This is a genomic window from Vibrio sp. 970, assembly GCF_033339075.1.
The window spans coordinates 1-640 of the sequence record NZ_JAWOTW010000439.1 but is presented as its reverse complement, the minus strand read 5'-3'; the positions used below and the strand labels follow the sequence as shown (position 1 = coordinate 640).

Here is a 640-nt window from a genome sequence, read left to right as displayed (position 1 = left end):
CCCCAGTTTGTGAGTGCGACATCTTCCAAGATCCCTTGAAAACGTAGCGTCTGAGTATGGTGGAACATCGGTGCAATCCAATATTCACTAATCAATGTGGACGCGATCGGCTCTAACGCGCTCAAGTAATCTTCAAGCGGTGAGAATGCACGGACATTTTCCATTTGAGCATCCAACCACGCCGCATTTTGCGCCCCTAAGGTGTGGTAAAGCACAGCATTGCTAAAGAAGTTGCTAAACGCAGACGCATGACGGTTATCGTCCAAGTTGATATTGGTGACGACCAGAGTCTCATCTAGCGTGCCGTTTTTGGCTTTCTCGCTCAGTTCTCGGTAGGAGTACATAACGATCTCCACTCGGCTGCCCGCACGCTCTAAACGCGAAGAAATCGCGCGCGCGCACCGGCGTAGCGCCGTGTAATTGTACCCTGCGATGGTGATCAGCTTTGGCAACTTGACCACATCTCCAAAGGGGCGCAACACTGGTTTCCAGTTTGGCAACAAGTTATAAGCAGCGACGCTACCAAAATTGATCTTTTCGCTCTTCATCACTTCGGCTAACTGCTCCGGTCGAATCAAATCACTGATGTATCGGCGCTGAGCCTGAGACAAAGCGTGCTTCGCATGATGGTTAAACAGTG

Annotated in this window: 1 pseudogene; it reads right to left on the bottom strand. The window is 50.5% G+C overall.

From position 1 onward, the window contains the following. Positions 1 to 640, bottom strand: a pseudogene (locus tag R7Q11_RS27165) (SgrR family transcriptional regulator); the annotation flags it as partial.